Here is a 14767-nt window from a genome sequence, read left to right as displayed (position 1 = left end):
GCTATTTGAGGAATTCGGGCGTTGCTATAATTTGAGTATGGTTACAGAAGAACTTGACACGATATGGGGGACCAAGGATGAGAACACTAAAAAAAACATGGCCTTTTCACTTGATGTTATTGCCGGCGATGATATTCCTGATCATCTTCAGCTTTATTCCAATGGGCGGAATTGTGATGGCATTTCAGGATTATAAGCCATGGCTGAAAATTTCAGGCTCGGCATGGGTTGGATTGGACAATTTCCGTTATCTATTTGAACGTAATGACAGTATGCAGGTCATTTGGAATACATTGATTATTGCTGTTCTAAAAATGATTTTCAATCTGGCTGTACCGTTTGTGTTCGCCATTTTGTTAAATGAGATTCGCAAGGTATACATACAGCGCACTATTCAGACGCTGGTTTACTTGCCTCACTTTTTATCTTGGGTTATTCTCGGCGGGATATTGCTGGATTTGCTTGCTACAGATGGTTTTGTCAATCAGATCTTAGGCAGCATGGGCTTCAAACCCATCTTTTTCTTAGGGGATAACAACTGGTTCCGGTTCACAGTTATTCTCACAGATGTGTGGAAGGAATTTGGTTATAATACGATCGTCTTCCTAGCTGCTCTAGCAGGAATCAATCCTTCATTATATGAGGCTGCTGAAATAGACGGCGCTAACCGCTGGAAGCAGACACGTTTTATCACAATGCCATCTCTATTGCCAATGGTTGTGGTGGTAGGTACCTTGGCTCTCGGAAATGTATTGAACGCAGGGTTTGACCAGATCTTCAACCTCTACAATCCACTGGTCTATCAGAAAGGCGATATTATTGATACCTTCGTGTACCGCACGGCTATTCTGAATGGTGAGATGGGATTTGGTACGGCAATCGGACTGTTTAAGTCGGCCATTAGCATGATCCTAATTCTCGTCTCGTACAGTTTGGCTAAGAAGTGGGCAGGATATCGCATTTTCTAATCTACCAAAGGAAGAGGGAGACAACTTATGTATTACAAAACAAGAGGTTATCGTATATTCAACGTGTTTAATACTTGCTTTCTAATCCTGCTCGCACTGATGTGTATTGTACCTTTGATTCACGTGCTGGCTGTATCCTTTAGTGCGAAGTCGGCAGCGGATGCCAATTTGGTAGGGTTATGGCCAAAGCAATTCTCTCTGGAAGCTTATAAAAAGACAATAAACAATCCGATCTTTCTACACTCCATCTGGGTATCTGTACAAAGAACCATACTCGGGACTGGACTTACACTTTTAATCACTTTTCTGGCAGCCTATCCGTTGTCCAAAGAAAACTCAGCTTTCAAGGGCCGTAATGTCTACTCTTGGTTGTTCGTTTTCAGTATGGTGTTCAACGGCGGATTGATTCCATTTTACATTGTGATTCAAAAGATTGGTTTGATGGATTCCTTCTGGGTACTTGTTCTGCCAGGTGCGGTAAATACGTTCTTGGTGATTCTGATGCTGAACTTCTTCCGTGGTATTCCAAAAGATCTGGAGGAGGCCTCGCTTATAGACGGAGCCGGACATTTCCGTACGTTGTTCAGCATTTACTTGCCGATTTCTTTACCATCGATCGCTACGATTGCCTTGTTTAGTATGGTGTTCCATTGGAACTCCTGGTTTGATGGACTATTGTATTTGAATAATTCCAAACAATTTCCACTGGCGACATTCCTGCAGACGGTTATCATTCAACGGGATATGAGCTCCATGAGCATCAATCCAAAGGAAATGGAGCTGATCTCGCAGACGACGGTGAGAGCCGCGCAAATATTTATCGGAGCCGCTCCAATTTTGATCGTATATCCTTTCCTGCAAAAATATTTTGTTAAAGGGATGACACTTGGTTCTGTAAAGGAGTAGCAATGATGACAACCACATTTATCAATGGAATGGATATCTCGTTTCTGGATGAAATTGAACAGGCACGGTATGTTGGATTACTTGCGATCTAACTGATGAATTGGCAGAAACAAGAAGACAGCTTAAGGTTAATTACCTTGAGCTGTCTTCTTTTTAATTTCCAGAAGAAGGATTGGCCTTTCCTGATACCTATAAACAAGCAACATTTCAGTATTTCAGGAAATTGATTCAGAGCAGCAAGAGTAAAAATAAGGCTTTACTCCCATACTACCGTTATCTTGGACCTGAGCTTCACCATAACCTTTAGGAGGAATGCGGATGAAACAACATTCTGCTCCCACCATCTATATACAGCTTAAAAATCGGGTGATGGTTCCCAAGGGTAAAGGTGTCACATTGGGTGATATTGCTTTTTTGATAGCGGAGCCTGAGCTGAAAGAGTCGTTGGAGACAATTCTCTTAATGAAGCCGGAGCAAAGTGACGGCAATCTGATTTTGATTGATCTGTTGATGGTTATCCCCCGGATATATGAACTTATACCGAATGCGGACATTGAACCGATCGGTGAAGGGAGGACGATTGTGCAGATTGAGAGTCAGGTGGAGAGACGGAAACCTTCGGTGGCGATGTTTGTTTTAGTGTGGCTGCTGCTTTTCTTTGGGTCTGCTCTGACAATTATGAACTTTCATGCTGATGTAAATATGCTGGAGGTACAAATTCGAATTGTGGAGATGCTAACGGGTCATCGGGATGAGCATCCCTATATATTTCAGATTGCTTATTCTCTGGGCATCGGGTTTGGGATGGTCATTTTTTTCAACCATTTATTTAAAAAGAAGTGGAACGAGGAGCCTACTCCGCTGGAAGTGGAAATGTATCTGTATCAGAAGAACATCGACCAATATGTCATCAATGAGGAATACAGCAAGATGAGGCGCCGAAGTGAAAACGAATCTGAGAATACGGAGGACTGAAGATGACGGCACCCATAGCACTGGGACTAAATTTGCTGCTGGGCATTGCGGGTGGTATTGCTGTAGGCGGCGGAGTGATCGCTCTATTTGTTGTGCTCGATATGGTGCCGCGTCTGGCGCAATTAACCTCTTCTTACGATAAAGTTCATTGGTACGAAGGCGCGATGGTAGGTGGATCTTTAGTAGGTACTGTTAGTGATTTTTGGAATTGGAAGATTACCTCAGGTCCTCTAGTTGAACTTGGTGTAGGACTATTTGATGGGATTTTTGTCGGGATGCTCGCTGCAGCATTGACCGAGGTATTAAATGTGCTGCCGATACTTGCTAAACGCTTAAATATGACACATTATCTATTCGGTCTGTTAATGGCGATGGTGAGTGGGAAGGTCGCGGGTTCTTTGTTCGACTGGTTTGTATACCGACAGTAAACAGGGGGTTATGAAATGAGCAAGTTTATTCACAGCGGTGATTCTGCACCGGAAGATGACCATCTGGAAGATAATGCTGCAGCTGCTGCAGCAATGAAGACAACTGCAGCGGATCTAGTTGCAGATCACACAGAACCTGTAGGAGCTTCAGCTATCGGGGAAAGTGAAGATTCAGCGGAAAATTCTACAACATCTGAAACTAGCCAAGACCAGCAGGATGCAGAGGCGTCAGCCGAATTAGGCACTGAGCTGCAAGACGCAGATGCAACTGCGGAGCAGGGAACAGAGCAGCAGGATGCAGAAGCGACTACAGAGCAGGGAACAGAGCAGCAGGATGCGGAAGCCACTGCGGAGCAGGGAACAGGGCAGCAAGATGCGGAAGCCACTGCGGAGCAGGGAACAGGGCAGCAGGATGCGGAAGCCACTGCGGAGCAGGGAACAGGGCAGCAGGATGCAGCAGATGCCACTGCGGAGCAGGGAACAGGGCAGCAGGATGCAGAAGCATCGGATGAGCTCGGCAATCAGGAGCCCAATGAGCCGAGTAAAGGTTTTTTTGCCAGGTTATTTGGTATGGATTCAGAGGATTCGGAATCAGATGATGAGGCACAGGATCAGAATGCTCAGGCAGCAGGAGGCATAGATAACGGTACCGGAACCGGGGAGGGTTCTCAAGCTCAACCGAAGCCTTCGAAGAAGCAGGCGAAGCAGCAGACTCAGAACAAAGGGAAAAATAAGCTGCAAGACAAACGCGATAGTGAGCATTCTAACTCATTAAAGGAATCCGTTATTTATTGGCAAGGCAATGATCATATCCCAGGTTCTCTACAAGAAACAAAAAACACGCTGACCGAAGTGATGGGACTGGGATCAAGTTTTGATGTGACGTTTAGAGAAATGTCCTTTGGGGGACATAAGACAGCTTTACTCTGTTTAAGCGGATTCACCAACGAAGATGTAACGGATGAAATTCTGAAACGACTAACCTACCTTTCTTCAGAAAATTTGTCCGCAGGTGTGTTAGGTAGCTTTATGAACGAATACATCCCTCATATTCAAGTTGAAGAGGGTAGTGTATTAAGTGAATGTTTCGATAAAGTATTAAAAGGAATGAGCGCACTATTTATTGAGGGTGAGAACAAAGTTATCCTAATGGATACTCGATCTTACCCAATGCGAAGTCCTGATGAACCCTCGATTGATCGGGTGGTACGTGGTGCGCGTGATGGTTTTACAGAAACCCTGCTTAGTAATATTTCACTTGTAAGAAGACGGATACGTGATCCGGGGCTGAAGCTTGAAATGTTTCAAGTGGGACGGCGGACACGGACAGATGTCTGTGTGGCTTACATCGATGATATCGTTGATAAAACACAGGTTACGTCTGTCATCGATAAAATCAACAGCATCGATATCGATGGTATTCCACTGGCGGATAAGCAATTGGAGGAAGCGATTATCGGCGGAGGGTGGAACCCTTATCCTATGGTGCGTTATTCTGAACGCCCTGACGTTGTTGCCTCCAATTTATTGGAGGGACGGGTCATATTATTCGTGGATACCTCACCCATTGTAATTGTTCTTCCGACCACCTTTTTTGATCTTTGCCAGCATGCGGAGGAGAATCGTCAGACTCCTTTTATGGGGACATATCTGCGGTGGGTCCGTTTCATCGGCATCTTCGCCTCCATGTTCCTGCTCCCGTTATGGATGCTGCTTGTTATCCATCCTGAGTTAAAGCCTGCTATGCTGGATTTTATCGGGCCGCAAAAGACAGCGAGAATTCCTATTCTCGCTCAGTTTCTGATTGTAGAGCTTGGGGTTGATTTACTGCGGATGGCCGCCGTGCATACCCCAACACCTTTAGGCTCAGCGATGGGTCTGATTGCAGCCATATTGATTGGTGATATAGCGGTGCAGAGCGGTCTGTTTGTAAACGAAGTAGTACTATATATGGCGGTAGCCTCAATCGGTATGTTCGCGACTCCGAGTTATGAGCTGGGTCTGGCGAATCGTATAGTCAGGCTTGTGTTATTAATTGCCGTAGCGGCGTTCCAGGTACCAGGCTTTATGATTGGCACGACGTTGCTGACTATCTTCTTAACCACTCATCGGTCCTATAACTCCTCATATATGTGGCCGTTTATACCCTTTAATGCAAAGGCAATGAGTGAAATTCTATTGCGTAAACCGGTCCTAAGTTCGAAGGAAAGACCGTCTTTTAACAAAACCAGAGACAATACTAGAATGCCGCCATCTCAAGAGAATGAGTAACAATCGTAGGAAAATACAAAACTACTGCAAATTAGTCCATTCAATGGAGTTCCCACTGTCTGTTATACTGAATACACTAAGACAGGGTGGAACCTTGATATTCCACAGAAATTGGAGGACTAAAGAATGTTTCTACACGGTACTAGCCGCATTAACGATGCTGGGCATTTGGAGATCGGCGGATGTGATGTAACTGAATTGAAAGCGGAATATGGAACCCCGCTATATATATTGGACGAGCAATTGGTTAGACAACGTTGCCGGGAATATATGGATGCTTTTAAAGCCTCCGGCCTTGGTTTCCAAGTAGCTTACGCAAGCAAAGCGTTTTCAGTAATGGCAATGGTTCGTTTGGCTGATGAAGAAGGTTTGTCACTGGATGTTGTATCTGACGGCGAACTATATACAGCTTTGCAAGCTGGCTTCCCGGCAGAACGTATTCATTTTCATGGCAACAATAAGACATCTGAAGAGATTGAAATGGCGATTGATGCCAAAATCGGCTGCTTTGTAGTCGATAATCTGGTAGAGCTTAACCTTTTGCAGTCCATTGCCGCACGTAAAGAAGTTAATGTGAACATCTTATTGCGGGTGACACCAGGTGTAGAAGCGCATACTCATGAATATACCGCAACTGGCCAGACGGATTCCAAATTCGGTTTTGATATCGGTAACGGATCGGCCTATGAAGCAGTGAAAGCAGCAGTCAGCAAAAAGAATATCACGCTGCTTGGTGTGCATTCCCATATTGGTTCGCAGATCTTTGAAACCGATGGTTTCCAGCTGGCTGTTGAGCGTGTGGCAACTTTTGCCCGCAGTGTTAAAGAAGGCTTGGAAGTGGACTTCCGTGTAGTCAATCTTGGCGGAGGTTTCGGCATTCGTTATGTTGAGGGAGATACCCCACTACATGTTTCTGAATATGTTGCAGCGATTACGGATGCAGTGAAGACTCATTTTGCGGGAATTTATAGTGCTTTGCCGGAAATTTGGGTGGAGCCGGGCCGTAGTATTGTTGGAGATGCAGGTACTACATTGTACACTGTAGGATCTAACAAGGACATTCCTGGCGTGCGTAAGTACGTTGCTGTTGATGGTGGAATGACCGATAATCCACGCCCTGCTTTGTATCAGTCTAAATACGAGGCATTGCTTGCTAACCGTGCTAACGAAGACGCAACTGAGACTGTCTCCATCGCTGGTAAATGCTGCGAGAGCGGAGATATGTTGATCTGGGATGTAGAGCTGCCGAAGGCTGAAAGCGGCGATTTGTTGGCTGTAGCCTGCACAGGTGCGTATAATTACTCCATGGCCAGCAACTATAACCGTCTTCGCCGTCCGGCTTTAGTATTCGTACAGAACGGACAAAGCGATCTTGTAGTGCGTCGTGAAAGCTATACGGATCTTATTGCCAACGATATTGTTCCAGAGCGTATCGCCAAACAGACAGTTGTTGCTAAGTAAAAGCCTGCTGCTGTAAGGTGGGTAAGGTTGAGCAGCATACAGAGCAAGCAGGAAAGTCTCCTGCTTGCTTTGCTTTGTGCGTGGTTTCATAGTAATATAATTGAGGTATTCTAAATTTGTTAATTTTGAAAGGGGTCATTTACATATGGCAAAGCAAGCGAAAATCACTCTAGAAAATGGCGGCGTAGTGCTGCTGGACTTGTTCGATCAAGATGCACCTAACACTGTAGCCAACTTTGAAAAGCTGGCAAAAGAAGGTTTCTACAACGGATTAACATTCCACCGTGTTATCCCTGGTTTCGTTGCTCAAGGCGGATGCCCTAACGGAACTGGATCTGGCGGTCCAGGATACACAATCAACTGCGAAATTAACCCAAACAAACACGAACGCGGAACACTTGCTATGGCACATGCGGGTAAGAACACAGGCGGAAGCCAGTTCTACATCTGCTACGCTCCACAACCACACTTGGATGGAGTACACACTGTGTTTGGTAAAGTAGTAGAAGGCATGGATCTTGTTGATGCTTTCAAAGGACGCGACAAAATGACTTCGGTAGAAATCATCGAAGCTTAAGATTTAATAGTTAAAAAGCCAGTCTCCGAATATCGGGGCTGGCTTTTTTGTGTTGTTAAAGAATCCGCCTAACCTGTGTACGCCGCGAATTGCGCCGTTCTGGCAGCCAGAAGAATATCAAATACATGGCAAGAAACACAGTGAAGGCAAACAGCTCTTCAACAAGCAGGTAATAAGGATAAGGTCCAAAATAATCCAATACGGAATAGGTGCTAGGCTTCTGGGATAGGAACATGTAGTTTGAGCCTAGGAAGTAATTAGCAGTCCAGATGCAGGCAGCCACAATATTGAGGCCAAGCATGGTGATGAGTAACGATCTCCAAGTCGGCTTGTAGCCCTCAATCCAGGTCATATAAAGAGACGCCAGAATAATAGAACCATGAGCTATAAAAAACAGGAGAAAGCGGAAATGAGGGAACGGATAAACTAGGTTAGGGGTAAGCAAAGCAATAAATGCTCCGCCGATCCCGGCAAAGTAGAGAAAGGAATAAAGGGTTCGACTGCGTGAAATTAACATGATAATAGACAGCAGTAGAGTGATTCCACAGAGCTCGAACGGTAATGAGGAGCTGGAGCGCCAGATGTTCTGAGAGATGTACCACATTTGCAGCCCGGCTTCTGAGACTACAAGTAGAATGATTAGCAGCAAACGCACACTTTGCCGAAGTCTTGAATCTGCACGAATTTCAAACCGTAAGCCATAGAGCAGTAGACAACTTAACGTAATGATAGACAGCGCAACCCAATGCGAAGATGAGAACATGATGAAATCCTCCGCGTGCTGGCGATCAAAAAAAGATGAAAGCTGCATAGACAAACCTCCTTTGAACGTGAAAACATCCATCAAAAATAAAGTTTGAGAATTTTAATAATATTGATTCTAGATATCCATAAATTGGGTATATATGTATATGTTCTGTCAACTCCACCACATAAGGAAGACTTTTCATTATATTAACATAAGATGGGGCGCTGGGTGCGGAATTACATATGAAGCTTTTGAACAAACAGGGGTGGAAAACAATTAGAACAAGAAAATGGAGGCAAAAAGAACATGTTTAAGAAAAAAATAAGTGTAATGGTCATTATTTTGATGCTTGTGGCACAATATGCCTATGGCATCGGATTTGCTCCGCAAGTAAAAGCGGCTGCGATTGATGACGAAAGAAATATCATCACCAGTGTTTCGATGGCTGTTTACGGGCCGGATGGAATCACAGTCACGAATAGCGTATACGAACAAGATGCTAATGTTACCTTGGATTATAATTGGTCTCTTCCTAAAAATCATAATTACAAGCAGGGCGACACTTTTACTTTTCAGCTACCGGAACAGTTCCAGCTATTTAATGATTTTAACGGACCCTTAGTCTCTGAGGATGGAGATGTAGGGAGCTTTGAAGTCAGGCAAAATTCACATGAAGTGATAATGACTTTTAATGACTACATAGAAATGCATGATGACGTGCAGGGAACGCTGCGGTTAAATACTAAATTCGATAAACAGAAAATCTCGGGCAGTACTATTCAGAATATTTTATTTCCCGTGAGCGGTGGCGTTCAGACAGTGACAGTGAATTTTAAGCCAAGTGTTGGATCGACCATAGAGAAGAGAGGTATTCCCGAAGGCTTCAATGCGAACCAAATATTATGGACTGTTGATGTCAATAAGTCTTTGGAAGCCGTGGGGAATGCCATTGTGACGGACCCCATCCCTTCAGGCTTATCATTAAATACTCCAGTCACTGTGAGCGTGTATCAACTGAGCATTCAATTGGATGGTTCAGTAACGGAAGGAGCATTGCTCGACACAAGCAAATACTCTGCAGAGCTCTCCGGAGGGTCACTGATTGTCCGTTTTACGGAGCCTGTGATTAAAGAGGCTTACCGTATTGTATATTCCACAGGGATTACTAATGACCATCAGCTAAGCTTCACCAATACTGCAACTTTTTCAGGAGATGGGCAAGAGCCTGCCAGCTCCTCTGCCACAGTGAGTGTAGAACGTGGAGGAAGCTTGAAAAAGTATTCCACAAGCTATGATGGGGGCAAGCAGATCATTTCCTGGGCAATTGAATATAACTACAGTGAAAAGAACATCCCGCAAGGAAACGCTGTGTTAACAGATTTGTTCGATGATTCTCAAGAGCTGGTAGCCGATTCATTAAAAGTATATGCTGTGCAGCTGGATTCTTCCGGTGGTGCAACGTTAGGCAATGTTTTGACAAAGGATGTTGACTACACGGTTGTTTCCACCTCAGACGTTCATAAGGCTGGATTTGTATTGCAATTTGTACACGATGTTACTTCACCATATCGAATCGAATATAAGACAAAAGCGATAAAGCGCGTGTTTGAGGATGTCACCATAACTAATACAGTCTCCGATAGTACGTATAGTAATCAGGCTACCCGATTAATCCGGTCTTCCATTCTTTATAAGACTTTATCAACCGTAGATTATCAGAATAAAACATTGGGCTGGAAGGTCACATTGAATAGTGACAATTACCCGATGAGCCATGTTGCAGTTACCGAATCCTTCCCATTTGGCGGCCTAAAGTTTATTCCGGAATCACTGGTGATTAGAAATCTGAATGGAAATGTTTTAAATCCGAATAACTATAATCTAGTATACAACTTACCTGTCGAGCCTAATAAAGGCTTCAAGGTAGTGTTTAATTCACCAATATCTGGACTTTACACGATTAGCTATTCTACAGAATTTAACAAGGATTGGATTTGGGCTAAAACTGAAAATTTCAACAACAAAGTTCGCTTAGACTGGATGGACTCTACTGAAGCCTTACGCACGATAGAAGCAGAAGGGTTATTCATTCCTAGACCTGAAGCGAAAAACAATGGATTTAAAGGGGGAGCCTACGATGCTTCAACTAAAGAAATTACTTGGACGATAGGCGCCAATTATAACGGCAAAACCCTCGAAGCTCCGGCGCTTGCAGATATTTTAAAATCAGGCCAGACCTTGGTTCCTGGTTCACTTAAAGTTTACACTATGAATATTGCAAAGAATGGTGACCCTACCATGGGTACAGAAGTGAATCCTAATAAATATACCCACAGCGTAAATAGCGATAATGAATTAAAGGTTATTTTTACAGAAAAGATTAACTCCGCTTTCTACATTGAATTTAACACAAGTCTTGAAGGGCAAATAATAGGCACTACTATTGATAATAAAGCTACTCTCTATGATGGAACAAAAATGGTTTCCAAAGATTTGACCGCCTCCGTAAAAATTCCTTTTGGAGAGGATTATGTGCTGAAGGACGGTACACAAAACGGGGATAAAATCGACTGGAGCCTGCAAATTAACCGGGGGCAGTCTACTGTAAAGGATGCTTTAATCAAAGATACTCCTAGTGCTAATCAAATTTTGCTGCAGAATTCATTCCATCTATATCCTACGGCTGTAGCTGTGAACGGAGATATCACGAAAAGCGGCCCTGAATTGATTCAGGGTATTGATTATAGCGTAGTTATTACAACGGATGCCGATGGAAAACAATCCTTTGAGTTAAGCTTTGCCAAGGAAATCAGCAGGGCTTACATTCTCGAATATCAATCCCTGATTGTGGCTAACACTGGAGACAAAGTAATAAATACTGTACATTTCAGTGGTTTTAACGGCAGCGAAATAAGTAAAGAGACCTCCAAAGAAATTATTGTCGGGGTCTCCAGCGGTTCTGGCACAGGCAGCGGGGTTAGAGGCACCCTCAATATTAAGAAGCTAGATGCTGCAGATAACTTAAAAGCGCTTGGTGATGCGACTTTTGCATTGTATCGACTAAATGGAGCGGAACGTGTATTGATTAACAGTCTAACTACAGATGCAGAGGGTACAGCTACATTCAATAAAATATGGCTGGGTAGCTATGTATTGGTGGAGACAGCAGCTCCAAATGGTTACGTGCTCGATACATCCGAGCATCCAGTGGAGATTCGTTCCTCGTCAGCGATTCAACTGGTGATTACGAATCAAAAAGCAGTGGAGCCAACGCCTACGGCAACACCAGAACCAACCGATGCTCCAACAACAACACCAGAGCCAACCGTAATACCTGCACCATCAACAACGCCAGAACCGACGGTTTCTCCATCACCAGAAGCGACTACTGCACCTACACCAATCCCTACAAGCAGCACATCTGGAGGTTCGGTGGTACCCACGTCTACAAGTTCGCCCGTACCAGGGGTAATTATTAATGATCCAGCTGTTCCTGCTGGTCCTGGAATTGCCGCCGATCTAGGATCCGCGACATCAACCGATGAGGGAATTCCTGAGCAAGAGATAACCGAAGATGAAATTCCTTTAGGAGAAGTTGATATCGATGATGAAGAAGTACCAAAGGGTACGGTGAACAATAGCACTTCGGTTGCTCCTCAGCTGCCGAAGACAGGTGAGAATAGTCCAATGCCACTGTATCTGTCGGGAATTGGGTTGATAACGATAGGCTTTGTTTTGAACCGAGTATTTAGACGTAGGGGTAAGACGGAGTGATTGAGATTAGTGTGATTTAAGCTTTTATGCAAAAGCACCCAGCATGATAAATGCCGGGTGCTTTTGTGCTTTTTTTGAAAAATTTATGGCTGATTCTTAAGTGTACCGGGACTAAAACTTTTCCTCCTGGCAGTAGTGGCGCAGCATCAATGGTGAGAGCTTTCCCGTTCACGAGTGCTTTGACACTGCCCACAGTCATAGTAACGGTGTTCTCGGCGTGCTTAAGCTAAAGATCAGTAGCGGTCGGCGATGCTTAGCTGTCGCGGTATGAATGAAATGGCCCCTAGCATAGTTAAATAAGATGGATAATAATATTAGAGGAATTCCTCACTTATAGCAGAGTTGGTATGAAATGATCTTAAGGCTTTATGTTATGAAATCTTATCATTTTCTTAATGGATGAGATTGTACAAAAAATCCCCGCAAGCATCATTCGCTCACAGGGAAAGAGGTTTCAAATTCAGTTTGTTTGCGTGTGCTTTTGGCTGTAATGGTTCCGCCGTGAAGCTCTGCAATACTCTTGGCTATGGCGAGCCCTAAGCCACTTCCGCCTGTCTCTCGGGAGCGGGATTTATCGACACGATAAAAGCGTTTAAATAAGTGGGGGAGGTCGGATGCAGGGATAGGAGTACCATAATTCGTACATACAGCAACTATTCTACCGTCTTTTCTAACAACAGAAATGTCTAGAATTTTTCCTTCCTTTCCGTATCTTACGGCATTGGTAAATAGGTTCTCATACAATCGCACCAGCTCGTCCGCATCTCCGTTGATGATCAGAGGAGCTGTATCCGTATGAATGCGGTAGATCATATCTGCTTGTTCCAGTACGGGTGCAAATTCCTCAATCAGCTGTTCGAGCAGCTTGCCGAGATCTACAGGCTCAATATTTAGCGGTAATCCGCTGCTGCTGACGCGTGTGTATTCAAATAAATCGTCGATTAGCTTTTTAAGAGTCAGAGATTTCTCATAGGCAATATTCACATAATAACGCAGCTCAACCTCGTTTTTATAACGATCCTTCTCCACATATTCAAGGAATCCGAGAACAGAGGTTAGTGGGGTTCGGAGGTCATGGGACACACCTGTGATTAGGTCATTTTTGGCTTTTGCAGCGGCTCGTTCTTCCTCTATAGCAGATTTTAGCTTGCCAGCCATTGTGTTCATATTTTCAGCGAGCTTTCCGAGTTCATCCGTACCTGATACCGGCACCTTGAAAGACAAATTGCCATCCGCAATGGCCTGAACTCCGCTCGTAATGTTATGAAGATTCTTAGTTGTATTTCTGGACAGTTTTAGGATGAAAAAAATAAATAAAGGAATCCCTATAAGAATTACAACTGGCGTCGATCCAATAGTATTGATCACCCAGAGAATGAGTCTGACTCCCCAAAAGGAGCGCGAAGGATTTAACCACAGCAATAGTGAAGTGCCATAATAGCTGCCCATTAAGATTAAAGCGGTGAGTGCTAGGCTTGTTAAGCTGAAGCCAACTATTTTCCAGGATAGGGTATCGAATCGTTTAAAGTTCAACTAGAAGGACCTCCTTTTTCCAGTTTGTAGCCAACGCCCCATACCGTTTTTAAGTATTGTGGTTTACGCGGATCTTCTTCTATTTTTTCTCTGATTTTACGAATATGCACCATGAGTGTATTGGTGCTTTCCAGGAATTGTTCTTTCCATACTTTGGCGTAGATCTGCTCCATGCTTAGGACTTGTCCTCTATTACGGGCGAGCAGCTCTAGAATCGCAAATTCTCGCGGGGTAAGTTTAACTGGCTGATCATCCACACTAACTTCATGCGTAACCGAATTAATAACCAAGCCATCAATGATGACTTCATCCTGTTTGGCGTTTAGATCTGCCATGTAATTTCGAGTTCTGCGCAGCTGGGATTTAACACGGGCAACTAACTCCAGCGGACTAAAAGGTTTCGTAACATAATCATCTGCACCTACGCTAAGTCCGGTGATTTTATCAAGTTCCTGCCCTTTAGCAGATAACATGATGATCGGAAATTTTTGCGTTTCACGAATTTTAATACAAGCCTCAATGCCGTCCATATTAGGCATCATGATATCAAGAACCATTAGGTCTATAGTCTCTCTATTGATAATTTCGAGTGCTTCCAGCCCGTCTCTGGCAGTTAACAGCCGGTAGCCCTCGTTCTCCAGATAGATCTGCATTAGTTTAATAATCTCGGCTTCGTCGTCCACCAATAGCAGCGTTGCGTTGTGCATTTCTCAGCGTCCTTTCTTGCTTGTAAAGCAATCTTGCTATAAGAAGTATACAACATTTTCTTGTTTGGAAGCCTCATTTGAAGACCGGTGAAGGCAAAGGAACTGTATAGCAGCTCATAAATTAGTGGAATAAAAGACCAAATCGCCCACAGCATTATGCCAGTTTGTTTTTTCTTTTTAGCTTGCTCTGATCGCTGTGCCTCAATCCATGTTTTGATCTGTGATAATACATTCCCAGCCATGCCCCTAACATGCAGTTCTGGAATCTTTTTTAAGAGTTGTCATGATAGAAATCTTCCTTCCTTGTAGTGCTTAAACCCTATTTAACAGGAGACTTCTTAACAACGCTGGCAGATAAAAGTAAAGGGAAACTTAATAGTTTCTTAACAAGTCTTAAGAATTAGGAAGCTACTATGCTA

At 43.8% G+C, this 14767-nt stretch carries 11 protein-coding genes; 8 read left to right on the top strand and 3 right to left on the bottom strand.

Features of this window, described 5'->3' with window-relative positions; genetic code table 11:
* Positions 1-77 precede the first annotated feature (77 nt).
* The 7 genes from MHH86_RS21195 to MHH86_RS21165 all read left to right on the top strand — a co-directional run bounded on the left by MHH86_RS21195 (position 78) and on the right by MHH86_RS21165 (position 7586).
* Positions 78-968 carry an ABC transporter permease subunit gene (locus tag MHH86_RS21195; RefSeq protein ID WP_036676126.1) on the top strand — a complete coding sequence of 297 codons (891 nt, stop codon included), beginning with the start codon at positions 78-80 and terminating at the stop codon, positions 966-968.
* Positions 969-995: 27 nt separating this feature from the next.
* Positions 996-1874, top strand: coding sequence for a carbohydrate ABC transporter permease (locus MHH86_RS21190; RefSeq protein ID WP_036676128.1), 879 nt, complete (start codon positions 996-998; stop codon positions 1872-1874).
* 318 nt (positions 1875-2192) lie between these two features.
* Positions 2193-2849: a stage V sporulation protein AA gene (locus MHH86_RS21185; protein WP_076316406.1), complete on the top strand. Its 657-nt coding sequence runs from the start codon at positions 2193-2195 to the stop codon at positions 2847-2849.
* A gap of 2 nt (positions 2850-2851) precedes the next feature.
* Positions 2852-3277, top strand: a complete 426-nt coding sequence (locus MHH86_RS21180) for a stage V sporulation protein AB (protein ID WP_036676132.1) — start codon at positions 2852-2854, stop codon at positions 3275-3277.
* A gap of 636 nt (positions 3278-3913) precedes the next feature.
* The gene (locus MHH86_RS21175; protein WP_051490917.1) at positions 3914-5548 is read left to right on the top strand and encodes a spore germination protein; all 1635 of its coding nucleotides are present in this window, start codon (positions 3914-3916) and stop codon (positions 5546-5548) included.
* Positions 5549-5674: 126 nt separating this feature from the next.
* Complete coding sequence (gene lysA, locus MHH86_RS21170; protein ID WP_036676133.1) at positions 5675-7009, top strand: diaminopimelate decarboxylase; 1335 nt, start codon at positions 5675-5677, stop codon at positions 7007-7009.
* Between the two features lie 145 nt (positions 7010-7154).
* Positions 7155-7586: a peptidylprolyl isomerase gene (locus tag MHH86_RS21165; RefSeq protein ID WP_036676135.1), complete on the top strand. Its 432-nt coding sequence runs from the start codon at positions 7155-7157 to the stop codon at positions 7584-7586.
* Positions 7587-7641: 55 nt separating this feature from the next.
* Here the strand turns inward: MHH86_RS21165 and MHH86_RS21160 are convergent, their stop codons facing one another.
* Positions 7642-8397 (bottom strand): TIGR02206 family membrane protein, encoded by a 756-nt coding sequence (locus MHH86_RS21160; RefSeq protein ID WP_036676136.1) that lies wholly within the window; start codon positions 8395-8397, stop codon positions 7642-7644.
* A 243-nt stretch (positions 8398-8640) separates the two neighbouring features.
* On the opposite strand from MHH86_RS21160, the gene MHH86_RS21155 reads away from it, so the two are divergent.
* Positions 8641-12108, top strand: coding sequence for a collagen binding domain-containing protein (locus tag MHH86_RS21155; RefSeq protein ID WP_340892121.1), 3468 nt, complete (start codon positions 8641-8643; stop codon positions 12106-12108).
* Positions 12109-12537: 429 nt separating this feature from the next.
* On the opposite strand, the gene MHH86_RS21150 is transcribed toward MHH86_RS21155, so the two are convergent.
* Both MHH86_RS21150 and MHH86_RS21145 read right to left on the bottom strand, forming a co-directional pair.
* Positions 12538-13641: a HAMP domain-containing sensor histidine kinase gene (locus tag MHH86_RS21150; RefSeq protein ID WP_076223036.1), complete on the bottom strand. Its 1104-nt coding sequence runs from the start codon at positions 13639-13641 to the stop codon at positions 12538-12540.
* On the bottom strand, positions 13638-14348 hold the full coding sequence (locus tag MHH86_RS21145) for a response regulator transcription factor (RefSeq protein ID WP_342479414.1): 711 nt from the start codon (positions 14346-14348) through the stop codon (positions 13638-13640). The genes MHH86_RS21150 and MHH86_RS21145 overlap by 4 nt, the downstream gene beginning before the upstream one ends.
* Between the last annotated feature and the right edge of the window lie 419 nt (positions 14349-14767).

The sequence above is a fragment of the Paenibacillus sp. FSL F4-0097 genome (assembly GCF_038593125.1).
Taxonomy (GTDB): Bacteria; Bacillota; Bacilli; order Paenibacillales; family Paenibacillaceae; genus Paenibacillus_AQ; species Paenibacillus_AQ odorifer.
Note: the sequence above shows the minus strand (reverse complement) of the source record. Positions and strands in the feature narration are given on the sequence as shown.

What these genes read in the sequence shown, in the direction of transcription:
- MHH86_RS21195 (WP_036676126.1), top strand. Translation starts at nt 78, where the DNA reads ATGAGAACACTAAAAAAAACATGGCCTTTTCACTTGATGTTATTGCCG.
- MHH86_RS21190 (WP_036676128.1), top strand. Translation starts at nt 996, where the DNA reads ATGTATTACAAAACAAGAGGTTATCGTATATTCAACGTGTTTAATACT.
- MHH86_RS21185 (WP_076316406.1), top strand. Translation starts at nt 2,193, where the DNA reads ATGAAACAACATTCTGCTCCCACCATCTATATACAGCTTAAAAATCGG.
- MHH86_RS21180 (WP_036676132.1), top strand. Translation starts at nt 2,852, where the DNA reads ATGACGGCACCCATAGCACTGGGACTAAATTTGCTGCTGGGCATTGCG.
- lysA (WP_036676133.1), top strand. Translation starts at nt 5,675, where the DNA reads ATGTTTCTACACGGTACTAGCCGCATTAACGATGCTGGGCATTTGGAG.
- MHH86_RS21165 (WP_036676135.1), top strand. Translation starts at nt 7,155, where the DNA reads ATGGCAAAGCAAGCGAAAATCACTCTAGAAAATGGCGGCGTAGTGCTG.
- MHH86_RS21160 (WP_036676136.1), bottom strand. Translation starts at nt 8,397, where the DNA reads ATGCAGCTTTCATCTTTTTTTGATCGCCAGCACGCGGAGGATTTCATC.
- MHH86_RS21155 (WP_340892121.1), top strand. Translation starts at nt 8,641, where the DNA reads ATGTTTAAGAAAAAAATAAGTGTAATGGTCATTATTTTGATGCTTGTG.
- MHH86_RS21145 (WP_342479414.1), bottom strand. Translation starts at nt 14,348, where the DNA reads ATGCACAACGCAACGCTGCTATTGGTGGACGACGAAGCCGAGATTATT.